Here is a 25,150-nt window from a genome sequence, read left to right on the forward strand (position 1 = left end):
GCATGAATACCGAGTAACCGATGACCGATAGCGTAGAACTCTTCACCGATGGCGCCTGCAAGGGCAACCCGGGCCCTGGCGGCTGGGGCGCGTTGCTGGTGTGCAAGGGCGTGGAGAAAGAGTTGTGGGGCGGTGAAGCCAACACCACTAACAACCGCATGGAGCTGATGGGCGCCATTCGCGGCCTGGAAGAACTCAAGCGCCGTTGCAACGTGCTGCTGGTGACCGATTCGCAATACGTGATGAAAGGCATCAACGAGTGGATGGTCAACTGGAAGAAGCGCGGTTGGAAGACGGCGGCCAAGGAACCGGTGAAAAATGCCGACCTGTGGCAACTGCTCGATGAGCAATGCAACCGCCACGACATTACCTGGAAATGGGTGCGCGGGCACATCGGCCACCCCGGCAACGAGCGCGCCGATCAGCTGGCCAACCGAGGCGTAGACGAAGTGCGTGGCTACAAGCAGAGCTGATCGCGACTCACGTGTTAACATCGCGCGCCTTGATTCACACCACACTGCATACCACACCGTTGAGAGCTGAACCCTGATGGCCATCCGATCTGTTGTACTCGATACCGAAACCACCGGCATGCCGGTGACCGACGGCCACCGGATCATTGAAATCGGCTGTGTCGAATTGATGGGTCGTCGCCTCACTGGTCGCCACTTCCACGTCTACCTGCAACCGGACCGCGACAGTGATGAAGGCGCGATCGGCGTCCACGGTATCACTGACGAATTCCTCAAGGGCAAGCCGCGTTTTGCCGAAGTGGCCGATGAGTTCTTCGAGTTCATCAATGGCGCGCAGCTGATCATCCATAACGCGGCGTTCGACGTCGGCTTCATCAATAACGAATTCGCCCTGATGGGGCAGACTGATCGCGCAGACATTTCGCAGCACTGCACCATCCTCGATACCTTGATGATGGCCCGTGAGCGTCACCCGGGCCAGCGCAACAGCCTCGATGCCTTGTGCAAGCGCTATGGCGTCGACAACTCCGGCCGTGAACTCCACGGCGCCTTGCTCGACTCCGAGATTCTCGCCGACGTCTACCTGACCATGACCGGCGGGCAGACCAGCCTGTCCCTGGCCGGTAATGCCTCCGATGGCAGTGGCTCGGCGGAAGGCTCGGGTAACCGTCCTTCGGAAATCCGCCGCCTGCCGGTTGATCGCAAGCCCACGACCATCATTCGCGCCAGTGAGCAGGACCTGGCCGAGCATGTGGCGCGGCTGGAGGCGATTGCCAAGTCGGCGGGTGCGCCAGCGTTGTGGACCCAACTGACCCAACAATAACCCTGGTTGCACATCCTCCACCTGTGGGAGCCGCTATCGCGCGCAAGCCAGCTCCCACAGTCGATCTTAAGTGCCTTTGAAATCTTCATTCGCCACATCCACTCCCAGCTTCTACCCTTGAGTGCATAGCCCTCAGGACTACAAGCACTCATGTATAAAGACCTGAAGTTCCCCGTCCTTATCGTGCACCGCGACATCAAGGCCGACACCGTTGCCGGTGACCGGGTCCGAGGCATCGCCCGAGAGCTGGAACAAGAGGGCTTCAGTATCATCGAGGCAGTGGACTACGCCGAAGGCCGACTGGTGGCTTCCACCCATCATGGCCTGGCCTGCATGCTGATCGCCGCCGAAGGGGCTGGCGAGAATACCCATCTGTTGCAAAACATGGTCGAGCTGATCCGGCTCGCGCGCCTGCGGGCGCCCAACTTGCCGATCTTTGCCCTGGGCGAGCAAGTCACCCTGGAGAATGCGCCGGCCGATGCCATGAGCGAACTCAACCAACTGCGTGGCATTCTCTACCTGTTCGAAGACACCGTGCCGTTTCTCGCCCGTCAAGTCGCCCGCGCGGCCCGCACTTACCTGGATGGCCTGTTGCCGCCGTTCTTCAAAGCGCTGGTGCAGCACACCGCTGACTCCAACTATTCCTGGCACACCCCTGGCCACGGCGGCGGCGTGGCCTATCGCAAGAGCCCGGTGGGGCAGGCGTTCCATCAGTTCTTCGGGGAGAACACCCTGCGTTCGGATTTGTCGGTGTCGGTGCCCGAGCTGGGATCGCTGCTGGACCACACTGGGCCCCTGGCTGAAGCCGAAGCCCGCGCCGCGCGTAACTTTGGCGCCGACCACACCTTCTTCGTGATCAACGGCACGTCCACCGCCAACAAGATCGTCTGGCATTCCATGGTCGGGCGCGATGACCTGGTGCTGGTGGACCGCAACTGCCACAAGTCGGTGCTGCATTCGATCATCATGACCGGCGCCATCCCGCTTTACCTGTGCCCGGAGCGTAACGAGCTGGGGATCATCGGCCCGATTCCCCTGAGTGAGTTCAGCCCCGAATCGATCCGCGCCAAGATCGACGCCAGCCCGTTGACCCGTGGGCGTGCGCCGAAGGTGAAGATGGCGGTGGTCACCAACTCCACCTATGACGGCCTGTGCTACAACGCCGAATTGATCAAGCAACAATTGGGCAACAGCGTGGAGGTGCTGCATTTTGACGAAGCCTGGTACGCCTACGCGGCGTTTCATGAGTTCTTCGCCGGCCGCTATGGCATGGGCACTTCGCGTACGCCGGACAGCCCGCTGGTGTTCACTACCCACTCCACCCACAAGCTGCTGGCGGCATTCAGCCAGGCTTCGATGATCCATGTGCAGGACGGCGGCGCGCGCCAGTTGGACCGTGACCGTTTCAATGAAGCGTTCATGATGCATATCTCCACCTCGCCTCAATACAGCATCATTGCCTCGCTGGATGTGGCCTCGGCGATGATGGAGGGCCCGGCCGGGCGATCGCTGCTGCAGGAAATGTTCGACGAGGCGCTGAGCTTCCGCCGGGCACTGGCCAACCTGCGCCAGCACATTGCTGCCGAGGATTGGTGGTTTTCCATTTGGCAGCCGCCGTCTGTGGCGGGTATCGACCGGGTCGTCACCGCAGATTGGCTGCTGCATCCCCAGGATGACTGGCATGGCTTTGGTGATGTCGCCGAGGACTACGTGCTGCTGGACCCGATCAAAGTGACGCTGGTGATGCCCGGCCTCAACGCTGGCGGCGCTCTGAGCGATTGCGGGATTCCGGCGGCCGTGGTCAGCAAGTTCCTCTGGGAGCGTGGCCTGGTGGTCGAAAAGACCGGGCTGTATTCCTTCCTGGTGCTGTTTTCTATGGGCATTACCAAAGGTAAATGGAGTACCTTGCTCACCGAGTTGCTGGAGTTCAAGCGCAGCTATGACGCCAACATCAGCCTGGCCAGTTGCCTGCCATCCGTGTTTGCCCAAGGCCCTACACGCTATCAGGGCCTGGGCCTGCGCGACCTGTGCGACCAACTGCATAGCTGTTACCGTAGCAACGCCACCGCGAAACACCTCAAACGAATGTATACGGTGCTACCGGAAATCGGCATGAAACCCGCCGACGCCTACGACCAACTGGTCAAGGGGGAAGTGGAGGCGGTTTCCATCGATGCCTTGCCAGGGCGCATCGCAGCCGTGATGCTGGTGCCTTACCCGCCCGGTATTCCGTTGATCATGCCGGGCGAGCGCTTTACCGAGTCAACGCGCTCGATCATTGACTACCTGGCCTTCGCCCGGACGTTCGATAGCAGTTTTCCCGGTTTTGTCGCCGATGTTCATGGGTTGCAACACGAAGATGACGGCAGAGGTCGTTGTTACACCGTCGATTGCATCAAGGGTTAGGGATGTTTATGCAAGCTGTAATGAACCCGAAGTATCCGGGGCTCAGTGTTCGGGTCGCCGACGAAGGCTTTGATGCCTACGTGTGGGGCAATGACTTCAGCTTCGAGGTCAGTGGCTATGGTGAGCCGCAGATGGGCAAGCGTGTCGATCAATGGCCCGTGGAGCGCATCCTGCCGTACCGCAAGTGCTATGGCATTGACCCGGAGGAATTCGCCAGTTTTCGCGATGCCCCCGACAGCGCCATCTTCATGGCTTACCTTGACGATCGACCGGTTGGGCACATCGTGGTCAGCACCAATTGGAACGGCTTTGCCCATGTCGACGAATTGGCCGTGGTCTTGCCTGCACGGCGCCATGGGGTGGCCAAGGCGCTGTTGGATGTGGCGCAGTTCTGGAGCCGCAAGAAAAACCTGCCCGGCATGATGCTCGAAACCCAGAACAACAACCTCGGGGCCTGTCGGTTGTACGAGCGTTGTGGCTACGTGATGGGCGGCATCGACCACCTGCGCTATCGCGGTATCGACCCGCAAACCCGTGAAGTGGCGATTTTCTGGTATCGGTTGTTCAAGAGCGAAGTCGACAAGGCTTAACCCAGCAACAAGCCTTCAGCCTTCTGTGTGACAATCTCCAGCAGCGCATTCAGCGCCGGGGAGGTCACGCCATCCTTGAGGGTCAGCGCATACAGGCTGACCATGATCGGCGGCGACACCGGGCAGGCATCCAGCCCAGCTTCGCGTGCGCCGAACGCGGTAAACGGGTCGACAATCGCCAGGCCTTCGCCTGCTTCGACCATGCTGCGCATCATCTGGTAGGTTTGAACACGGGTCTGCACCACAGGAAGCGGGCGCAACGCTTGCAGCTTGGCGTCCAGCAGGCGGCTGAGCGGGTCCTGGCCTTCGAGGCCGATCATCGATTGCCCCGCCAGGTCCTGTAAGGCGATGTACTTCTGCTTGGGCTTGAGCCAGCCATGGGGGGCGAGCAACTGCAGTTTGCCCTGGGCCAGCACGGTGCTTTGGATCTGTGGGTGTTCCGGGTCATGCAGGCTCAAGCCTACCTCGGCTTCGTGCAGCAGCAGGCTCCTGACGATCTCGCGGGTCGGCTGGCTCGACAGGTTGCACGGAGTGTCCTGGAAGCGCCGGCGCAGCACCGCAATGCTTTGCGGCAGCAGTTGATTGGCCAGGGGGGGCGTGCAGAGGGCGCGCAGGGTTGGCGCTTGATGGTGTTTCAAGCGGCCGGCCAGGCGTTGAACCGGTTCCAGCGCCTCATACACATGGGCGATTCCTGCCTGCAGCTCCAGGGTTTCCCGGGTGGCTTGCAAGCGTCCGCGCACGCTGGCGAACAACATGAAGCCCAATTGCGCCTCGGCTTCCTTGAGCGCCGCGTCCACATCGCCCACGGGGAGTTGCAACCACTCGGCGGCCAGGCCAGGGTGTCCGGTCTGCAAGATGGCCTGAATCACTTCGATATGACGTAAACGCATCGCCGGAGTCTATGTGCAGCGGGCCGGGGATTCAATAGAATGGCTGCGCTGATCATCAACGACCAAAAGCCGGCTACCGGCGTTAACAACAAAAACAGGTCTGGTCTCAAATGCCTCTACCCTCGATTCTCGGGGTAACGGCCAAGCAACTGCTGGTCTTGGTGACCGTGGGGTGCGTGGCTGCTTATCTCTTCAACACTCAAAACGAAACCCTGCCGGAAAACCTGGCACTTGAAGCCTTTATCCGGTCCCAGGAACAGGTCGTCGATCAGGTGGGCGCGGTGCTGGGCATTGAACTGGTCAGGCAAGTGGTTGCGCATCCCGGTTACAACACGGCGGGCTATCAGCGTTCTATGTTCGCGGTGGAGGGCGAGCGCGGGCGGTTGGTGGTGACGTTGAAGAAGGTCGAGGGGGAGCAGGGCATCGAGGTCACGGAGATCCGTCGTCCGTGATCACCCCAGCCCAGTCAATGCCGTCAATGGCCAGGACTGAGCAGGTGGATAGGGCGGGATCTTATGACGCGAGGGTGTTTTGCGACTCGCGCACGAGAATGGTGCCCGATTGAATCAACTTGAATTCGTCGCCTTCCAGCTTTTCTACACGGTCGCCAATGGCCAGCTTGTAGGTGGTGGTAGGTGCCGAGCCAGCCAGGTCGCCTTGCGCCGGGTTGGATTCCTGGAACTCATGCACCGAATACACGCGTCCTTCTGCGTCTCTGGCATGAAACTGTCCGACTAGTACTGCTGCCATCTGTTTAGAACCTCTGGAGATAAACACTCTATTTGCGGTTCTGTAGACCGTCATGGAGCGGGGTAGTTTACTTACGGAATAAAAATACTATTCGCTGATCTTTTCAGGCTATTCCTACGCATCACGCTGCGAAGCAAGCGGCCTCGGGATTATCAAAACCCTCTGGTGAACACGTCGCGAAGACTCTATAACTACAAGCTCCTTTAGTCAGACGTCGGGAAACCCCAATGAGCAAGGTCTACACCGTAGCCGTCCTGGTTGGCAGCTTGAGAAAAGACTCGATCAACCGCAAGGTCGCCCTGGCATTGGCCGAACTGGCCCCTGCCAACCTGAAGTTGAACATTGTGGAAATTGGCGATTTGCCGCTCTACAACGAAGACATTGACGCCGCGACTCCGCCGGCAGCCTACAGTACTTTCCGCAAGCACGTGAGCTCATCCGACGCGGTGTTGTTCGTGACGCCGGAATACAACCGCTCCGTCCCCGCTCCGCTGAAGAATGCCATCGACGTCGGATCCCGTCCCTATGGGCAAAGCGCCTGGAGTGGCAAACCGGGTGCGATCATCAGCGTATCGCCGGGTGCCATCGGTGGTTTTGGGGCCAACCATCACCTGCGCCAGTCGCTGGTCTTCCTCGATGTGCCGTGCATGCAGCAGCCGGAAGCTTATCTGGGCGGCGCGGGCAGCGTGTTCGATGACGCTGGGCAGGTGTCTGAAAAGACCAAGCCGTTCCTGCAGGCGTTCATTGATGCATACGGTCAGTGGGTGGAGAAACAGAAGGGCTGATGCAAACTTGCCTGTAGGGGCCGGCAAGCCGGCACCTACAGGAGAGGGGGTTAGCGCAGCCAGTTGGTGCGTGCCAGTTCGATCACTTCATCGCCACGTCCGCTCATGACCGCCTTGAGCATGTACAGGCTGAAACCCTTGGCCTGTTCCAGCTTGATGGTCGGCGGCATGACCAATTCCTGGGTCGCAGTGACCACGTCCACCAGCACCGGCCCGTCATGGGCCAGGGCGCGGCGCAGGGCGGGTTCCAGGTCCTCTGACTGCTCCACGCGAATACCCAGGATGCCCATGGCGTTGGACATGGCCGCGAAGTCCGGGTTTTTCAGCTCGGTGCCCGCGTCCAGGTAGCCTGCCGCTTTCATTTCCATGGCGACAAACCCCAGTGACGAGTTATCGAACACGATGACTTTCACCGGCAGTTTCAGCTGTGCCAGCGAGATAAAGTCCCCCATCAACATGGCAAAGCCGCCATCGCCGGACATCGAAATCACTTGGCGATCCGGGAAAGCTGCCTGTGCGCCGATGGCCTGGGGCATCGCGTTGGCCATGGAACCGTGGTTGAACGAACCGATCAGGCGACGCTTGCCGTTCATCTTCAAATAGCGCGCCGCCCACACGGTCGGCGAACCGACGTCGGCGGTGAAAATGGCATCTTCATCCGCCAGTTCGCTGAGCAGGCGTGCCACGTACTGCGGGTGGATCGGCCGATTGGCCTTCGACGGTTGTGCCAGGTCGTCCAGCCCCTGGCGGGCTTTTTCATAATGCTTCAAGGAGGTCTCGAGAAAGCTGCGATCGGTCTTGCGCGTCAGGCGAGGCAGCAGGGCGCCGATGGTTTCACTGACATCGGCGGCAATGCCCAGGTCCAGCGTCGCACGACGACCCAGGGCCTGCGGGTTGCGGTCAACCTGGATGATCTTGGCGTCGGTCGGGTAGAACTGGCGGTAGGGGAAGTCGGTGCCGAGCATGATCAACGTGTCGCAGTCGAGCATGGCGTGGTAGCCCGAGCTGAAGCCGATTAGGCCGGTCATGCCCACATCGAACGGGTTGTCCCACTCCACATGTTCCTTGCCGCGCAGGGCATGCACCACAGGGGCACCCAGCGCGTCGGCCAAGGCGACGACCTGGTCATGGGCGCCCGCGCAACCGCTGCCGCACAGCAGGGTGACTTTCTGGCTGCTGTCCAGAATGTCGGTGAGGCGTTGCAGGTCCTGCTCCGCAGGCAGGGTGCGCGGCGCGTGCAGGGCCGGCCAGGGCTTGAGTGTGTCCTCGACCTCTAGCAGCGACACATCGCCGGGAATCACCACGACCGCCACGCCACGGTTGAGGATCGCCGAACGCATGGCGCGATGCAGCACGTGGGGCATCTGCTCGGGGTTGGAGACCAGCTCGATAAAGTGGCTGCACTCCTTGAACAGTTCCTGGGGATGAGTTTCCTGGAAGTAGTTCAGGCCGATCTCCGAGGACGGGATCTGCGCGGCAATCGCCAGCACCGGCACATGGTTGCGATGGCAGTCGAACAGGCCATTGATCAAGTGCAGGTTGCCCGGTCCGCAGCTGCCGGCGCACACCGTCAGCTCGCCCGTGGCGGCCGCTTCGGCACCCGCGGCGAACGCCGCCACTTCCTCGTGACGCACATGCATCCATTCGATGCTGTCCATGGTGCGCAGGGCGTCTGTGAGGCCGTTGAGGCTGTCGCCGGTCAGGCCCCAGATGCGCTTGATGCCCGCCTGTTCAAGGGTGGTCGCCAACTGCTGGGCCAGGTTGATTTTCGCCATGAAGAACTCCAATCGTCAGTGAGGTTAAAAACTGCTGATCAATAGGGGACAGTTCGATCACGGCGAATGCTCCGCTCTTAACGTGAAGATTGCGTCATGGCCGCACGGTATTGCCGCGTGCGCCGGGCAATGAACCATTGGTCACGGACCAGCGCAACGCACGGGGCGACTCTGGCCCTGGGCAGCAGGCCGCGGCTGAGTCGGCGCATCTGGTAGCGCACTACGGCGAGGACAGCGAGGGAGGCCAGGGGTTTGCGCTTCCAGTCGATCGGCTTGAGCTGCGGGTTGGGGTCGCGACCTTCGCGCCAGTGTTGGATCAGTTGCGGCTCCAACGTCAGGGCCGTGGCGATACCGGCCATGGCGATGCCGCTGTCCAGCACGTGCTGCACGACCGGTAGGCGGCGAATCCCGCCGGTAACCATGACCGGCATGGTGGCGATGGTTGCAAGCGACGTGGCCATTTCCAGGAAGTACGCTTCGCGGGCCAGGGTACGACCGTCCCGTGCCTCGCCTTGCATGGCTGGTGCTTCGTAGCTGCCACCGGACAACTCCAGCAGGTCGATAGGCAGTGGGTTGAGCATTTCGACCACGGCACGTGCATCGGCCTCTGCGAAGCCGCCGCGCTGGAAGTCTGCGGAGTTGAGTTTGACGGCCACGCAGAACGAAGGGCTGACACTGGCGCGTACCGCACGGACCACTTCCAGGAGCAAGCGCGCGCGGTTTTCCAGCGAGCCGCCCCAGCGGTCGGTGCGCTGGTTGCTCAAGGGTGAGAGAAACTGGCTGATCAGGTAGCCGTGGGCACCATGGATTTGCACGCCGGTAAACCCGGCTTTCTCGGCCAGGCGTGCGCTGATGGCGAAGCGTTTGATCACATCCTGGATATCGCCTTCGGCCATGGCCTTGGGTTTGGCGAACATCTTCGAGAAACCGCCCAGGTCAAGCGCGACGGCGGAAGGTGCCACGGCTTGCTGGCGCAAGTTGGCCGGGGTCTGGCGCCCCGGGTGGCTGAGCTGTACCCAGAAGTGCACGTGCCTGGCCCGAGCCACATCGGCCCATTCGCGAAAGCTGTCCAGCTGCTGCTCGTCCTCGAGGGCGACGCCGCCCGGGCCGGTCATGGCGCGGCGGTCGATCATCACGTTGCCGGTGATCAACACGCCAGGCTCACCATCCGCCCAGGCCTTGTACAGCTGCATCAATTCACGCGAAGGCGCCTGCCGGTGATCCGCCATGTTTTCTTCCATCGCAGCCTTGGCGATACGGTTGGAGAGGACTTGGCCGTTGGGCAGTTGCAAGGGTTCAAAGGGGGACATGGATTGACTCCTGGGCGGGGGAGGCCTCAGGCTAAGCTTAAAGTTAACTTTAATGTCAAGCAGGTGCGGCGATGAATATTGGTGAGCTGGCAAGACAGAGTGGGCTGGCGGCGTCGCGCATACGGTTCTACGAGTCCGAGGGCCTGATCACCCAGGTAGGGCGCCAGGCCAATGGCTATCGACGCTATGCGCCTGAAGCCTTGCAGGCACTGCAACTGATCCAGAGCGCGCAACAGGCCGGGTTTACCTTGCAGGAGCTCAAGGCACTGATGCCGGCGCCGGGTGAGCACAAGCGTGAGGCATTGATCGAGGCGCTGGAGCGCAAGGTTGCACAGATCGAAGGCATGCAGGCGCAGTTGGCGCATAGCAAGGCGCAATTGCTGGGCGTGATTGAGGCGGTGCGGGCGCAGCCGGAAGGCGTGCCGTGTTCCATGGGGCAAAAACAGGTGCTGGCGTCGATCAAGACCAAGCCATAAAAAAAGCCCTGGCATGCCAGGGCTTTTTTATGTGCGCACGCTTAGCGGCGACGGAACAGCGGCAGTGGCTCATCCGTTGCAGCCTGGTACGTCACCGAGAAGTCCTTGAGGCTTTCCAGCGCGTCGTAGGGGTCTTTGTCGGCGCGCAAGGCGAAGGCATCGAACCCGCAGCGGCGCAGGTAGAACAGTTGGTCGCGGAGCACGTCGCCAATCGCACGCAGCTCGCCTTTGTAACCGTAGCGGTCACGCAGCAATCGGGCGTTGGAGTAGTTGCGACCGTCGGTGAAGGCCGGGAAGTTCAGGGCGATGACCTGGAAGTGTGCCACGTCTTCACCGATTTCCTCGGCTTCTTCGTCGGCGTCCAGCCACACGCCCAGGCCACCGTCGCGGGCCTTGAGGGCGTGACCGTGTTCGCGCCACAGGGCCAGTGGCACGATCAAGTCGTCGCAGTTTGAAATGCCGTCGAAGCTCGCGTCCTTGGGCAGCAGGTGCCAGGTTTCGTCGACGACTTCGTTGTTCTTAATGATTCGCTGCATAGACGCGCTCCTTGAACAGGTCAATGCCGATGCGCTGGTAGGTGTCGATGAATCGCTCATCTTCGGTGCGCTGTTCGATGTACACGTCGATCAGCTTGCCGATCACCTCGGGCATGGCTTCCTGGGCGAAGGATGGGCCGAGGATCTTACCCAGGCTCGCATCGCGGCTGGCGCTGCCACCCAGGGACACTTGGTAGAATTCTTCGCCTTTCTTGTCAACGCCCAGGATGCCGATGTGCCCGACGTGGTGGTGACCACAGGCGTTCATGCAACCGGAGATGTTCAGGTCGAGCTCGCCGATGTCGAACAGGTAGTCCAGGTCGTCGAAGCGGCGCTGGATCGATTCGGCAATCGGGATCGACTTGGCGTTGGCCAGCGAGCAGAAGTCGCCACCCGGGCAGCAGATGATGTCCGTCAACAGGCCGATGTTCGGGGTGGCGAAACCCCCTTCGCGCAGTTCGCCCCACAGGGTGAACAGTTGGCTCTGCTCGACGTCCGCGAGAATGATGTTCTGCTCGTGGGAGGTGCGCAGTTGGCCAAAGCTGTAGCGCTCGGCCAGGTCGGCGACGGCGTCCAGCTGCTTGTCGGTGATATCGCCCGGTGCGACACCAGTGGGCTTGAGCGACAGGGTCACTGCGACATAACCCGACTTCTTGTGCGCCAGGGTGTTGCGAGTGCGCCAGCGTGCAAAGCCTGGGTGCTCCTTATCGAGCGCTGCCAACTCGGCGTCCTGATTGGTCAGGGCCTTGTACTCAGGGTCGACGAAATGCTTGGCCACACGGTGCACTTCGGCTTCGGTCAGGGTGGTCTGGCCGCCGCGCAGGTGTTCCATCTCGGCGTCGACTTTCTGGGCGAAGACCTCGGGAGTCAGCGCCTTGACCAGGATCTTGATCCGGGCCTTGTACTTGTTGTCACGACGGCCGTAGCGGTTGTAGACCCGCAGGATCGCGTCGAGGTAGCTCAACAGGTCCTGCCACGGCAGGAATTCATTGATAAAGGCACCGACCACTGGGGTACGGCCGAGGCCGCCACCCACCAGGACACGGAAGCCCAGCTCGCCGGCGTCATTGTGCACCGGCTCCAGGCCGATATCGTGCACTTCGATGGCGGCGCGGTCCGAGGTCGAGCCATTGATGGCGATCTTGAACTTGCGCGGCAGGTAGGCGAATTCGGGGTGGAAGGTGGTCCATTGGCGGACGATTTCGCACCAGGGGCGTGGGTCGATCAGCTCGTCGGCAGCAACACCGGCGAATTGGTCAGTGGTCACGTTGCGCAGGCAGTTACCGCTGGTCTGAATAGCGTGCATCTGCACGGTAGCCAGTTCAGCCAGGATGTCCGGCACATCTTCCAGGGCCGGCCAGTTGAACTGTACGTTCTGGCGGGTACTGATGTGGGCATAGCCTTTGTCGAAGTCGCGGGCAATCTTGGCCATCATGCGCGCCTGGCGCGACGTCAGTTGGCCATAGGGCACGGCCACCCGCAGCATCGGCGCAAAGCGCTGAACATAAAGGCCATTTTGCAGGCGCAGAGGGCGGAACTCTTCTTCGCTCAGTTCACCTGCTAGGTAGCGTCGGGTCTGATCACGGAACTGCTTGACGCGGTCCTCGATGATGCGCTGATCGTATTCGTCGTATACGTACATATAGGTCCTGTTCTCGGCAAATCTGCGCGCACGGCCGCGCACTCCCAACGGAGCCGGCGCACGATACCAGTTTGCGTTTATGCGCAAAAGTGATGTTTGAGTATATGCAAATAACCAAATTGACTAATGAGAACCGTTATTGCCATACCCACATTTGTCATGCGGGCAATCATCAACTTTACTGTGCTCGTGTCTTCGTTCAATCACCTATAAAACCGACAAGAGGCGATGCGATGAGCAATCCGACAAAAGCCCGTAAACCCGACAGTACCGTGGACGCCTGGGCCATTCTGTTCCTGATTATCCTGGTGGTAGGGACCGCGGTGTTCTGGGTCAGCCACCAATAAAGACGGTCGATTGAGTCTCGATTGACTGTCGGATTGCCACTATCATGGCGTCCACTGTTCAAGGCTCAAATAACCATGTTCAAGGTTTTGATTGCGTGTGTGTGGTTGCTGGTATCGACGGTAGGGGCCATGGCCCATGCCACGTCGGTGGTGTTTCTCAACCCAGGCACATCGACGGAAACCTTCTGGGTCAGCTACGCGCAATTCATGCAGGCCGCAGCCAAGGACCTCGGCCTGGATTTGCGCGTGCGTTATTCCGAGCGCGATACCAACAACACGCTGGTCCAGGCGCGTGAAGCCCTACAAGGCAGCGAGCGGCCCGACTACCTGGTGCTGGTGAACGAGCAATACGTCGCACCGCAAATCCTGCGCATGGCCGAGGGCAGCGGGGTCAAGCTGCTGGTGGTCAACAGCGCGCTGACCGCCGACCAAATGCAATTGCTGGGCTCGCGCAGCGGCATTCAGTTGATCGGTAGCCTGGTCGCCGACGACGAACAGGCGGGCTACCTGATGCTCAGCGATCTGTTGCGTCAGCATGGCCCGGTTGCCCCCGGCCAATCCCTCGACCTGCTGGCATTTTCCGGGTCCAAGACCACCCCGGTGGCTCAGTTGCGCGAGCGCGGCATGCGCCGGGCACTGGCCGAGCATCCCGAGGTGCGCCTGCGCCAGTTGGTCTACGGTGAATGGAGTCGCCAGCGCGCCTTCGAGCAAGCCACGCTGCTGTTCAAGCGCTACCCGCAGACGGCGCTGGTGTGGTCGGCCAACGACCAGATGGCGCTGGGGGCCATGCAGGCGCTGCAGGCCAGTGGTGGAATGCCCGGCAAGGACGCGTTGTTCAGTGCAGTCAACAGCTCACCCGAGATCTTGCAGGCGCGCCTGGAGGGGCAGGTGTCGAGCTTGGTCGCCGGGCACTTCACCGTGGGCGGGTGGGCCATGGTATTGATCAATGACGATGCCAAGGGCGTAGACATTGGCGCCTATGGCGGGCGTGACCGTCAGCTGGCGTTGTTCCAGCTGATTGATGCCGGCCAGGCGCGACGCTTGCTGGGCCCAACACCGTCGGTGAATTTTCGTGCGCTGTCTGCGCAAGGCAAGCCGACGTCCTACCGTTACCCTTTCAGCCTGCAGTTGTTACTGCGCTAGACCCCGGCCAGGTGCAGCACCAGTTTGACGATCGCAAACAGGGCCAGTGCAAACACCGCCGTGAACAGGATGCCCAGGATCACGAAGTGACTGGGCTTGCCGTGGGAAAAGTCACGGGCGCGATTCTTTCCGCTCTGTACGCCGAATGCTGCGGCCATCACGCTATGCAACATCTGCCAGAACGTTGGTGGCTTGTTGGGTGAGTCGTCCATAAAACCCTCGCCATGCGGATCAAGTCGATCCTGAGCAAGCATAGTCAATTCCCGTGGGCAGGCCACAACAGTGCACCGCTTCGAGGCGCCTGGGGCGTGATTTTCTGATGCATCTTCATGACGCATCAGGAAACCGCAACATGCCCACACCCTCGCTTCACGCTCCGTTCATCCAGTCCCGCCTTCCTGGGTGGATCAAACACCTGGCCGCGCCCGACATCGAGGCGTTGAACCGCGCCCGCGACCCGGTGCAGCGCTTCCAGGCGAGATACCCCGAGGCGTTCGCCGCCGCCAGCCCGCTCCTGCGCCAGGCCCTGATCGACAGCGGCGTGCGGCGCCAGGCGTCAAGCCAGGCATTGGCCACGGTGCTGAAAGACTTGAAAGGCATCACCGAATTTGCCGAGCCGCTGTTGGTCGAGGCGTTACGCAAGCGGTTCGGCGTGGCGCCGGATGTCAACGGCACCGCGCTTTTTCATATGCGCGCGCCCAATCGCCTGGAACAGCAGTCGCTGTTGCAAGCGGCGCTGCGCAATTTCGAGGCCGATGAGCCGTTCGATGAGGTCGCGCTGCAGGAAACCAGTGCGCTCGCGCCGGCGGGGTCGCTGGAACAAATCCTTTACGATGAAAGCCAGCGTTATCCGTTTGCGAAAGTGCGCTACCACGTGCGCGACAAGCTGGCGATCAAACCTGCGGAATTCGCCGACCTGTGCCGTCAACTGGATCTGGGCCGGCAATATCAGCAACACCTGAGCACTGTGTTTGGCGCGCCAGCCAGCACTGCACAGGTGCGCCGGCAGACGATAGAGGCCAACAAGGATGCATGGCGGGTGCACGCTCACACCGCCCGAATGCGTTCGGTGATCAGTGCCAGCGCCTACGCGGCGTTGCTGGCGATAATCGATGGCATGCCCACCCCCAGGCTCGACGGTGCGCAGGTCACTTACAGCCAGTTGAACCTGCTGGGCTCTGACGTGAGCGACCTGGTGATCATCGGTAGCGTCTCGCGCAAACCGCTACCGGGGTTGGACACGCTGATTGACCTGTTTTTGCCGCAAGCCAAGCTGATCAAACCGCTGATCGGCGATAGTCGCATCATTGTGTGCATCCCCGGCGATCCGCTCGACCCGATCAGGGAGTATGCCTCGCTCAAGGCCTTCGCCACGCAGTTGGCAATCAAGCTGCGCTCACCAGGTTATCAGCGCTTTTTTGCCGGCCGGCTGCCCCTGGATGAAGCCCAAACCTTCTTGCGACGCCTCAAAAGCCAGTTGAAGACCAACCGCTGGAATCCGAACCCTGTGCCGCCTGGGCCGAACTACAACCCCGCTGCCTTCGCCTCGGGGATGTACGAAGAAGTCTGGAGCGACGATGTCGATCTGCATGCCAAAGAGGCGTTCATAGAGACCGACGTGTTCGCTCATCTCTACGACAAGCACCTTGAACGGGTCACGTCCAACGCCAAGCTGCTGGCCGTACCCACCGCGCAGGTGGATCACGACGCCTGGCGCAATCGCCTCAAGCATTGGGCCGAATGGGGGTTGAACGTACTCAACGTCGCGGCGTTCTTTGTGCCCGGGCTGGGCGAAGTGATGATGGTCATCACTGCCGTGCAGATCGGCTATGAGGTGTACCAAGGCGCTGAAGCGTGGAGCGTCGGAGACAGCGCGCAAGCCTGGGCGCATCTCACCTCGGTCATGCAGAACGTCGCTTCCATGGCGGCGCTGGGCGCGGTGGCGGGCAGGGCGCGGACGCTGGTGCCGTCGCCATTCGTCAACGGCATGCGCCGCGTGGTGACGCCGTTCGGCAAACTGCGCCTGTGGCATCCGGACCTTTCGACCTATAAAAGCAGCGTCTCGCTCAAGGGCCTCACGCCCAATGCCTTGGGGCAGTACACAGTGGCCGGCAAGACCTACATCTCGCTGGAGGGCAGCGCCTTCGAAAAGCGCTTCGATCCAGCGCTCAAGGAGTGGCGGATCAAGCACCCCGTCAACCAGGATGCCTACCAGCCGATTGTGCGGCACAACGGACGTGGTGCCTGGCGCCATACGCTGGAGCGGCCATTGGAATGGTCGCGCCTGAAGCTGCTGCGTCGAACCGGGCCGCACATGGAGCACCTCAGCGATGCACAGGTGGAGCAAATCGCCGATGTCAGCGGGTTCAACGACGATGGCCTGCGGGCGATGCACGTGGATCATCAGGTACCACCACCGGAGTTTTTGGAGATGGCCCGGTTGTTCGAGGTCGACCGGCAAACGGACGAGGTGATCGGCAACATCCGCGCGGGCGCCTGCCTTGGAAAGCATTGCCAGTTCATGGCGCCGCTGGCCGTGGAGATGCCCGAATGGCCGGCGGGGGAAGTGGTCGAAGTGTTCAGTGGCCCGGAACCCTGGGGCGCTTCACAGCGCTTCGGGACAGGCAGCACCCGGCCATCGATCACAATCACGCAGGCAGAGGTCAATGCGGGGAAACTGCCTGAAAAAATACTCGCAGGTCTCGATCAAGCGCAGATCACCCGCGTGTTGGGCAGTGAAGGCGCCCGGCCAGGTGTGCAGCCTGTACAGATATTGAGGGAACGTCTGGCCGATCAGGCGCAAGCCCGCAAAAAGGCCTTGTTCGAAAGCCTGTTGAGCGCTCAAGCGGTCACGGACGCCGATACCCAGGTGCTGCAACGCAGCTTTGCGTCGCTGTCGCCAGAAGCCGCGCAGCAGGTACTGGGCGATGCCAGTGCCGCAGAACTGAACCAGTTGCGCAGCACCGGGCGCGTTCCGTTGCGCTTGGCCAAGGACATTCGTGTGCATCTGCACCAGAGTTTTTTAAGCCGGGCACTGGCAGGCCTATATTTGGAAAGCCTGGCCAGCACGGCCAGCGACCGCCTGGCGCTGCACTGCCTGGAGCAACTGCCCGGCTGGTCGACGGACATCCGCGTGGAACTGCGTGCCCGCGGGATCAGGGGGCCGCTGGTGGACAGCATCGGCAGCGAACAGGCCGCGACGCGTTTTTACCTGATCAAGGGTGACGATCAGTTTCGTACGTTCGAGGCTGGCGGCAGGGCGCTGAACAGCGTACCCAAGCATGGCCGCAATCTGTTCGAGTCGCTGCTGCACGTGGTGCCCGAGACGGTGCGTGGGGCGTTGCAGGGCGAGCAAGGCGCGGCATTGCGCAAGCAGGTGGCGGACTATGCGTGCCGCCATCGTGATGAGATGTCGCGCATCCTCAAGCGTGATCCACTCAAGGGCGCAGGCGCACGCAGGGTACGGCGCCCCTCCGGGCTGCTGGGGTATGCCGCCAGCGGTGACACCGTCGGGTTTGCCGATGAGCCGTTGGTCGCCAGGGTGCGGGATGTCTATCCCAACCTTGATGATCGACAGGCGGCGCAGTTCATCCGGAGCCGCCAGTTGGCGGGTGATACCGATCAGCAGGTGTTCCATCTGCTGGAAAACCGGAGCCGGGAGTTCGAAGGCCTGCGTACGGTGCTGCAAACCTGGGTCGATGAAGGCACGGTGCGGTTTCCACAGGGGCCGAACTGGCCGACCCGACGTGTCTTCGCCGACCGCATCATCGGCTGCTGGCGAAACGGTCTGGTTCGAGGGCTGGCGCCGGCATTCGACCTTGATCTGTTGGGCGCTGATTCGTTGCCGCCGTGGGGTGCGGACTTTTCCCATGTGCGCCGGGTCAGGGCAGGCAGTGCCCAACTGGTCGATGGCACGCTGGTACAGCGCTTCTCTGCGCTTGAGTCGCTGGACATCGCCCTCGAGGCGGCAGACATGCCGGCCCTGGCAAGCAGATTGCCCGCGTGGCATGGCATCGTCGACATCAAACTCGAACTGCCGCTGATGTCGGGTGAGTATTCACCCGCATTGACCCAAGCGATCCAGCAAATGACTCAACTGACGCACTTGCACTTGAGTGGTCACCTCCCGGCGCTCGATTATGGCGCGCTGCCACATTTGCGCACCTTGAGGCTGGCAGGCAGCCTGCACGAATGGCCGGCAGGGCTGCAGGCCATCGATGGTCTTGAACTGGTGGACCTGAGCGATGTGCAGATCTCTTCGCTGCCCAGCGCTCTGTTCACGGGGCACGAGCGCTTGTGGCGTCACCTGCGATTGAACTGGAGGGCGTTGGAGCCGGCGGCGTTCCGGCAGGCCTTTGAGTACGTGCGTGGCAACGTGGACCATCTCATGGATGAGCCGTTTAGGGTCGCCCAATACAGTGAGCGTCGGCTGGAGGAACTGGTTGCGCACGACCCGGCATTCGCCGGCAACGCCCTGGCCGCATTCAGGCGCGATGGCCTCGCAGGCCAGGCGTTGCTGGATAAAGTCGAGGCGCTGCATGACGACTATCGCACCTGGAATGCATCGCTGGTGGAGTGGTTGCGTGTGGAGGGGAGGCGCGTCGAAGGCGAGCAAATGCCCCTGCGTGATCGTCAGGCTTTGGCGAACCGGCTCCGTGCTTGCTGGCGCGATGCACTGGCGGCCCGGTATGCGCCCCGTGAACCGGTGGCAGGTCCGTCCCGTGGCCGTGGCGAACCGGTAAGAGAGACGCTGGACCTGAGCGAGTACGGCGCGCTGGGTGATTTGCCGGCGCTGGGCGATACAGCGTTTCCCCAGATACGCCGCGTGATTCTGCGAGAGGCAAAACTCACGACAATGCAGGTGAATGACTTCCTGGGGCGGTTCCCTCAGGTGCGCGAACTCGACCTGAGTGGCAACCGCTTGACCGAACTGCCCGCGGTGCTGGAAAGCTTCGGGGCGCTGACCGACCTGAATCTTGCCGGCAATGAACTCAAGATCACCGCACCGACCCAGGCGCGGTTGAACCGCTTGAGCACGCTGCAACGCCTGGACCTGTCGAGGAACCGCGTCGGTCACCTGGACGTCACGTCGATGACCAACCTGGTGTACTTGAACCTGGCGCAGACCCAGGTCGCGACCTGGCCCGAAGGCATACTGGGCCTGCCACGGCTGGGCTTTCTCGACCTCAGCCATAGCGCGATAACCGGCATTCCCGAGGCGGCGCTGGTGGGGCACGACGTGCTGCTGGCGGGGACCACGTTGCGCGGTTGCCGCTTGAGTTCATCGGCGCTGGCCACGGCGCAGGCATTTGCTGAGCGCACCGGCCCCGGGCATCCCTTGGCGAGCATGTTCGCCAGGCCGTTCGGGATCGACAGGGCGGTGCTGGCGGCGGGCAGGACAGGCGGCGATCCGGCGTTCTTCCCGGTAGAGGCGTCGCAGCAACCGGACTTGCTGGTGCCACTACCGCTGGAGCCGGGAGGCGACGAGGCGCCACTGACCAGCGCCGCGCGCCTGCAACGGCTTGATCCGCAGCTTGACCTGGCGCAGGCCAGCAAGCGAATCGACGCCTGGCTGGCACAGGGCATCAGTGCCACGCAGATCGAAACTGCGCTGCGCCAGTGGCAGGTACAGCACACCCAGATGATCGAGCGCTTGAATGCCTGGATCGATGTGCCCGCCGTGCGTCATCGTAACGAGTGGGTGAATGCGACCGATCGCCGACGCGCTTCTGACCGGCTGCTGAGCTGCTGGCGAGAGACGCTGCGTGATGTGCGAGGGGACGACAGCGCGGCGAATGACTATGCCATTGATTTGAGCGGCCTGGTCCTCGGCGACCTGCCTGCGCTGCCGGTTACCTTCAACCATGTCCGGGCGCTGGACCTTGGCGGTGTTCGGCTCACGACGGCTTCGGAGGGGTTCCTGCGCGCCTTTCCCCGGCTCAACCGCCTGATACTCAACGGTAATCGCTTGGGCACATTACCCGAGGCCGTCACCCAAATGGCCGACCTGACTCAGCTGGGCCTCAATGGCAACGCGCTGGCGGCCAACGAACCGTTGCAGCGCCAACTGCAGGCTTTGACGCGCCTGCAAGTGCTGGACCTGGGCGCGAATGAGCTGGAGACGTTTGACCTCGCCGGTCTTGACCACCTGCAAAGCCTGGACTTGAGCCATAACCAGTTGCTCTTATGGCCGGTCGGTGCCCTGGAGGCGCCCGCGCTGACAAGCCTCGACCTGAGGAGCAACTACCCGATCGCCGATATTCCGCCAACTGCCTTTGAGCCGCGGCATGCCGCGTTGATGGCAGGCACCAACCTGTCGGGGAACCTGCTGCGGGAGGATGAACTCATCCGGTTGCGCGAGTATCAGCGCGAAACCGGGCGTGGGCTGGGCTTTACCGCCGAAGAGATTGACAATGACCTCGCAGGCTACGGGACCGAGTCCGACGATGATCGTCCCGACGTTCACCCTGAACTGGAGCCGGCGCAGGTGCAAAAGGCCCGCTGGTTCGAAGGCGTACCCCTCGACTCGGAAAAACATGCGATATGGGACACGGTGATCGCCCGCGACAGCACCGGTGACTTCGCGAACATACTGGCGCAACTGCGCAACACCCGAGACTTCGAACTGGATCGCGCCGACCTGGCCGGGCGAGTCTGGGAGGTGCTGTCGGCGGCCTATGGCGATGAAGCCCTGAGCGAGCGGTTGATGGCTATCGCGCGTGCCTCGAGGCATTCGGTGACCTGTGGCGATGGCCGAAGCCTGTTGTTCAACGCGCTGGAGATCGAGGTCTATGAGTTCAATGCACTGCGCGCCATCGACCCTACCGACAAGGGCCGCGCCCTGCTGAACCTGTCCAGGGGATTGTTCCGCCTGGGCCAGTTGGAGGAGGTCGCCAGGGTACGTATCCGTGATAACCCCCGCACGGATCCGGCGGAAATCCGGCTGGCGTATCGCCTCGGCCTGGCCCGGCGCCTGGCATTGCCCAGGCAGCCCAGAAGCATGCTCTACGCCAGCGTTTCAGGGGTGGAGCCAGCGGATCTCGAGGCGGCCTATACGACGATCATGGCGCGCGAGCAGACGCCGCTATTCATTGAGCAACTGGTGGGGCGCGCTTACTGGGTGGATTATCTGCAAGAGCAATACCCGGACGCGTTCGCGAAGCTTCAGCAAGGGCTGGCGGACAAGGCCTCGGCGCTGGAGGATCAGTACCCCGACATGAGTTCGGAGTATCTCCAGCGCATGGAGGCGTTGCAGAAGGCCCACGCTACTGAGCGGCAAGCGTTGATCAGCCAGCTGTCAGCGCGGGAAATTGCCGCGCTGGGCAGCTAGTCGGTCAGTTGTCGTACCCCAGGTTCGGCGCCAGCCAGCGCTCGGTCACGCTCAGGTCCTGGCTTTTGCGCGCGGTGTAGCTAGTGACCTGGTCCTTGTCGACCTTGCCCACGGCAAAGTACTGCGCCTGCGGGTGGGCGAAGTACCAGCCACTGACGGCCGCTGCCGGGAACATCGCGTAATGTTCGGTGAGGAACACGCCGCTGCGGCCCGCATGCATTTCGCGGGCTTCAGGGTCGAGCAGTTGGAACAGCTGGGCTTTCTCGGTGTGATCCGGGCAGGCCGGGTAACCGGGGGCAGGGCGGATGCCGCTGTATTGCTCCTTGATCAGCGCTTCGTTATCCAGTTGCTCGTCCTTGGCATAACCCCAGTGTTCCTTGCGCACTTGTTGGTGCAGCCACTCGGCGCAGGCCTCGGCCAAGCGGTCGGCCAGGGCCTTGACCATGATCGAGTTGTAGTCGTCGCCCGCGTCCTGGTAGGCCTTGGCGACTTCTTCGGCACCGATGCCGGCGGTGGTGATAAAGCCACCGATGTAGTCGGTCACGCCGCTGTCCTTGGGCGCGACGAAGTCGGCCAGGGAGAAGTTCGGCTTGCCGTCGGTCTTGATGATCTGCTGGCGCAGGTGGTGCAGCCGGGCAATCGGCTGGCCATCGTCGCCGTAGACTTCCAGGTCATCGTCCTGCACCTGGTTGGTCGGCCAGAAACCAAATACGGCACGGGCGCTGATGAGTTTTTCATCGATCAGCTTCTTGAGCATTTCCTGGGCATCGGCGTAGAGCGCGGTGGCGGCTTCACCGACCACTTCGTCTTCGAGGATGCGCGGGAACTTGCCGGCCAGGTCCCAGGAGATAAAGAACGGCGTCCAGTCGATGTACTCGGCCAGCACCTTGAGGTCGATATTGTCCAGCACCTTGGCACCGGTAAAGGTCGGGACCACCGGGGTGTAGGTGCTCCAGTCGAACTGCGGCTTCTTGGCGATGGCGGCCGGGTAGCTCAGGCGTTCGGTACGGGCGCTGCGGTTGGAGGTGCGTTCACGCACGTCGATGTATTCCAGGCGGGTCTTCTCGACGAAGCCGGCCTTGAGCTCCTTGGACAGCAACTGCGTGGCCACGCCCACGGCGCGGGAGGCGTCGGTGACGTAGATCACCGCATCGTTGCTGTACTTGGGCTCGATCTTCACCGCAGTGTGCGCCTTGGACGTGGTGGCGCCACCGATCATCAGCGGCAGGTGAAAGTCCTGGCGTTGCATCTCGCGGGCGACGTGCACCATCTCGTCCAGGGACGGCGTGATCAGGCCGGACAGGCCGATGATGTCGCACTTTTGTTCCTTGGCCACCTGCAGGATCTTCTCGGCCGGCACCATCACGCCCAGGTCGACGATGTCATAGCCGTTGCAACCCAATACCACGCCGACGATGTTCTTGCCGATGTCGTGCACGTCGCCCTTCACTGTGGCCATCAGGATCTTGCCCTTGGCTTCCGGCTTATCGCCCTTTTCCAGCTCGATGAATGGGATCAAGTGGGCCACGGCCTGTTTCATCACGCGGGCGGACTTGACCACCTGGGGCAGGAACATTTTGCCGGCGCCGAACAGGTCTCCGACGATGTTCATGCCGGACATCAGCGGGCCCTCGATCACTTCGATCGGGCGCGCGAATGACAACCGCGATTCCTCGGTGTCTTCGACAATGTGGGTGGTGATGCCCTTGACCAGCGCGTGCTCCAGGCGCTTGTTGACGTCCCAGCCGCGCCACTCCTCGGTCTCGGCTTCCTTGACGCTGCCGTCACCCTTGTATTTGTCGGCAATGGCCAGCAGGGCGTCGGTGCCTTCGGGCGTGCGGTTGAGCACCACGTCTTCCACGGCATCGCGCAGCTCGGCCGGGATCTGGTCGTAGATCTCCAGTTGACCGGCGTTGACGATACCCATGCTCAGGCCGTTGCGGATCGCATACAGCAGGAATACCGAGTGGATCGCCTCGCGCACCGGGTTGTTGCCACGGAACGAGAACGACACGTTGGACACGCCGCCAGAGGTCAGCGCATACGGCAGTTCATCGCGGATATAGGCGCAGGCGTTGATGAAGTCGACCGCGTAGTTGTTGTGCTCCTCGATACCGGTGGCGACCGCGAAGATGTTCGGGTCGAAAATGATGTCTTCTGGAGGAAACCCGACTTCATTCACCAGGATGTCGTAGGAGCGTTTGCAGATTTCTTTCTTGCGCGCCTCAGTGTCGGCCTGGCCGGCTTCGTCGAACGCCATCACCACCACCGCGGCGCCATAGCGCTTGCACAGCTTGGCGTGGTGAATGAACTGCTCGACACCTTCCTTCATGCTGATGGAGTTGACGATGCCCTTGCCCTGGATGCACTTGAGGCCGGCCTCGATCACTTCCCACTTGGAGGAGTCGATCATGATCGGCACGCGGGAGATGTCCGGCTCGCCGGCAATCAGATTGAGGAAGGTCACCATGGCCTTCTTCGAATCGAGCATGCCCTCGTCCATGTTGATGTCGATCACCTGGGCGCCGGCTTCCACCTGCTGCAGGGCGACTTCGAGTGCTTCGGTGTAGTTGTCTTCACGGATCAGGCGGGCGAAACGCGCGGAACCGGTGATGTTGGTACGTTCGCCGACGTTGACGAACAACGAGCTGCGATCAATGGTGAACGGCTCCAGGCCCGACAGGCGGCAAGCCTTGGGAATGTCCGGGATCTGGCGCGGCGCATAGCCGGCCACGGCCTTGGCGATGGCTTCAATGTGGCCCGGGGTGGTGCCGCAGCAGCCGCCGACGATGTTGAGGAAGCCGCTCTGGGCGAATTCTTCAATGACCTTGGCGGTTTCCGACGGCAGTTCGTCGTACTCGCCGAATTCGTTGGGCAGGCCGGCGTTGGGGTGCGCGGAAACGTGGGTGTTGGCCTTGTTCGACAACTCTTCCAGGTACGGACGCAGTTCGCTGGCGCCCAGGGCGCAGTTCAAACCTACCGAAATCGGCTTGGCGTGGGCCACGGAGTTCCAGAACGCTTCGGTGGTCTGGCCCGACAACGTGCGGCCGGAAGCGTCGGTGATGGTGCCGGAGATCATGATCGGCAGTTCGATACCCAGTTCTTCGAACACGCCTTGCACGGCGAAGATCGCGGCCTTGGCGTTGAGGGTGTCGAAGATGGTCTCGATCAGGATCAGGTCGGCGCCGCCCTCGATCAGGCCCTTGGTGGCCTCGGTGTAGTTTTCCACCAGTTCATCGAAGGTCACGTTGCGGTAGCCGGGGTTGTTCACGTCAGGCGACAGCGAGCAGGTACGGCTGGTCGGGCCGAGCACGCCAGCGACGAAGCGTGGCTTGGTGGGGTTCTCCAGGGTCTTGGCGTCGGCGATCTTGCGCGCCAGGCGTGCGCCTTCTACGTTCAGCTCGTAGGCCAGTTCTTCCATGCCGTAGTCGGCCATGGAAATGCGCGTGGCGTTGAACGTGTTGGTTTCGAGGATATCGGCACCGGCATCCAGGTAGGCTTTCTCGATGCCGCCGATCACGTCCGGACGGGTGATCACCAGCAGGTCGTTGTTACCCTTGACGTCGCTTGGCCAGTCGGCGAAGCGTTTGCCACGGTAGTCGTGCTCTTCCAGTTTGTAGCTCTGGATCATCGTGCCCATACCGCCGTCGAGGATCAGGATACGTTCCTTGAGGGCTTGATGAAGGGCTTGCAGACGAACGCTACGATCGGACATGGGACTACTCTGGTCAGGCATTACGGAGGGCGTGAATCATAGCAAACCTGTGCCGATTTAGAGCATGTGCAGGTTTTGCATGAATATCGTTCATGTTGTAGTGGGGGGTGGCCCGGTAGAATCGCGGGCAATTTTCCAGCGCACGCATTGAATCGGGAC

The 25,150-nt window shown here is 61.8% G+C and carries 17 protein-coding genes; 9 read left to right on the forward strand and 8 right to left on the reverse strand.

Going from position 1 to position 25,150, the window contains the following annotated elements; genetic code table 11:
- Window positions 1-20: 20 nt before the first annotated feature.
- The 4 genes from rnhA (at window position 21) to ATH90_RS12070 (ending at window position 4,292) form a co-directional block, all read left to right on the forward strand.
- Window positions 21-473 carry a ribonuclease HI gene (gene rnhA / locus ATH90_RS12055; RefSeq protein WP_003173571.1) on the forward strand — a complete coding sequence of 151 codons (453 nt, stop codon included), beginning with the start codon at window positions 21-23 and terminating at the stop codon, window positions 471-473.
- A gap of 82 nt (window positions 474-555) precedes the next feature.
- Window positions 556-1,296, forward strand: coding sequence for a DNA polymerase III subunit epsilon (gene dnaQ / locus ATH90_RS12060; RefSeq protein ID WP_170041156.1), 741 nt, complete (start codon window positions 556-558; stop codon window positions 1,294-1,296).
- 150 nt (window positions 1,297-1,446) lie between these two features.
- Complete coding sequence (locus tag ATH90_RS12065) at window positions 1,447-3,702, forward strand: Orn/Lys/Arg family decarboxylase (RefSeq protein ID WP_034104538.1); 2,256 nt, start codon at window positions 1,447-1,449, stop codon at window positions 3,700-3,702.
- A gap of 20 nt (window positions 3,703-3,722) precedes the next feature.
- Entirely contained in the window at window positions 3,723-4,292 is a 570-nt protein-coding gene (locus ATH90_RS12070) for a GNAT family N-acetyltransferase (protein WP_186573874.1), read from the forward strand.
- Here ATH90_RS12070 and ATH90_RS12075 read toward each other — a convergent pair.
- Entirely contained in the window at window positions 4,289-5,182 is an 894-nt protein-coding gene (locus tag ATH90_RS12075) for a LysR substrate-binding domain-containing protein (RefSeq protein ID WP_098466355.1), read from the reverse strand. The genes ATH90_RS12070 and ATH90_RS12075 overlap by 4 nt on opposite strands.
- 110 nt (window positions 5,183-5,292) lie before the next feature.
- On the opposite strand from ATH90_RS12075, the gene ATH90_RS12080 reads away from it, so the two are divergent.
- Window positions 5,293-5,634: a hypothetical protein gene (locus tag ATH90_RS12080; RefSeq protein WP_098466356.1), complete on the forward strand. Its 342-nt coding sequence runs from the start codon at window positions 5,293-5,295 to the stop codon at window positions 5,632-5,634.
- 61 nt (window positions 5,635-5,695) lie between these two features.
- Here ATH90_RS12080 and ATH90_RS12085 read toward each other — a convergent pair whose 3' ends face one another.
- The gene (locus tag ATH90_RS12085) at window positions 5,696-5,932 is read right to left on the reverse strand and encodes a hypothetical protein (protein ID WP_034104547.1); all 237 of its coding nucleotides are present in this window, start codon (window positions 5,930-5,932) and stop codon (window positions 5,696-5,698) included.
- A gap of 227 nt (window positions 5,933-6,159) precedes the next feature.
- Between ATH90_RS12085 and ATH90_RS12090 the strand changes: the two genes are divergently transcribed.
- On the forward strand, window positions 6,160-6,717 hold the full coding sequence (locus ATH90_RS12090) for an NADPH-dependent FMN reductase (protein WP_069023423.1): 558 nt from the start codon (window positions 6,160-6,162) through the stop codon (window positions 6,715-6,717).
- 50 nt (window positions 6,718-6,767) lie between these two features.
- On the opposite strand, the gene poxB is transcribed toward ATH90_RS12090, so the two are convergent.
- Window positions 6,768-8,492, reverse strand: a complete 1,725-nt coding sequence (gene poxB / locus ATH90_RS12095) for a ubiquinone-dependent pyruvate dehydrogenase (RefSeq protein WP_034104550.1) — start codon at window positions 8,490-8,492, stop codon at window positions 6,768-6,770.
- Window positions 8,493-8,569: 77 nt separating this feature from the next.
- Window positions 8,570-9,802: an NADH:flavin oxidoreductase/NADH oxidase family protein gene (locus tag ATH90_RS12100; protein ID WP_098466357.1), complete on the reverse strand. Its 1,233-nt coding sequence runs from the start codon at window positions 9,800-9,802 to the stop codon at window positions 8,570-8,572.
- A 71-nt stretch (window positions 9,803-9,873) separates the two neighbouring features.
- Between ATH90_RS12100 and ATH90_RS12105 the strand changes: the two genes are divergently transcribed.
- Complete coding sequence (locus ATH90_RS12105; RefSeq protein WP_098466358.1) at window positions 9,874-10,278, forward strand: MerR family transcriptional regulator; 405 nt, start codon at window positions 9,874-9,876, stop codon at window positions 10,276-10,278.
- A 41-nt stretch (window positions 10,279-10,319) separates the two neighbouring features.
- On the opposite strand, the gene ATH90_RS12110 is transcribed toward ATH90_RS12105, so the two are convergent.
- On the reverse strand, window positions 10,320-10,814 hold the full coding sequence (locus tag ATH90_RS12110) for a DUF934 domain-containing protein (protein ID WP_034104555.1): 495 nt from the start codon (window positions 10,812-10,814) through the stop codon (window positions 10,320-10,322).
- Window positions 10,798-12,456 carry a nitrite/sulfite reductase gene (locus ATH90_RS12115; protein ID WP_098466359.1) on the reverse strand — a complete coding sequence of 553 codons (1,659 nt, stop codon included), beginning with the start codon at window positions 12,454-12,456 and terminating at the stop codon, window positions 10,798-10,800. The genes ATH90_RS12110 and ATH90_RS12115 overlap by 17 nt, the downstream gene beginning before the upstream one ends.
- A 422-nt stretch (window positions 12,457-12,878) precedes the next feature.
- Between ATH90_RS12115 and ATH90_RS12120 the strand changes: the two genes are divergently transcribed.
- Window positions 12,879-13,946, forward strand: coding sequence for an ABC transporter substrate-binding protein (locus ATH90_RS12120; RefSeq protein WP_034104559.1), 1,068 nt, complete (start codon window positions 12,879-12,881; stop codon window positions 13,944-13,946).
- Here the strand turns inward: ATH90_RS12120 and ATH90_RS12125 are convergent.
- Window positions 13,943-14,158, reverse strand: a complete 216-nt coding sequence (locus ATH90_RS12125; RefSeq protein ID WP_034104561.1) for a DUF2970 domain-containing protein — start codon at window positions 14,156-14,158, stop codon at window positions 13,943-13,945. The genes ATH90_RS12120 and ATH90_RS12125 overlap by 4 nt on opposite strands.
- 140 nt (window positions 14,159-14,298) lie before the next feature.
- Here ATH90_RS12125 and ATH90_RS12130 point away from each other — a divergent pair, with 140 nt between their 5' ends.
- Window positions 14,299-21,276 carry an NEL-type E3 ubiquitin ligase domain-containing protein gene (locus tag ATH90_RS12130; protein ID WP_098466360.1) on the forward strand — a complete coding sequence of 2,326 codons (6,978 nt, stop codon included), beginning with the start codon at window positions 14,299-14,301 and terminating at the stop codon, window positions 21,274-21,276.
- Window positions 21,277-21,280: 4 nt separating this feature from the next.
- On the opposite strand, the gene metH is transcribed toward ATH90_RS12130, so the two are convergent.
- On the reverse strand, window positions 21,281-24,991 hold the full coding sequence (metH, locus tag ATH90_RS12135) for a methionine synthase (protein ID WP_098466361.1): 3,711 nt from the start codon (window positions 24,989-24,991) through the stop codon (window positions 21,281-21,283).
- Window positions 24,992-25,150 lie beyond the last annotated feature (159 nt).

Origin of the sequence: Pseudomonas lurida, assembly GCF_002563895.1 — a bacterium.
Classification (GTDB): Bacteria; Pseudomonadota; Gammaproteobacteria; order Pseudomonadales; family Pseudomonadaceae; genus Aquipseudomonas; species Aquipseudomonas lurida.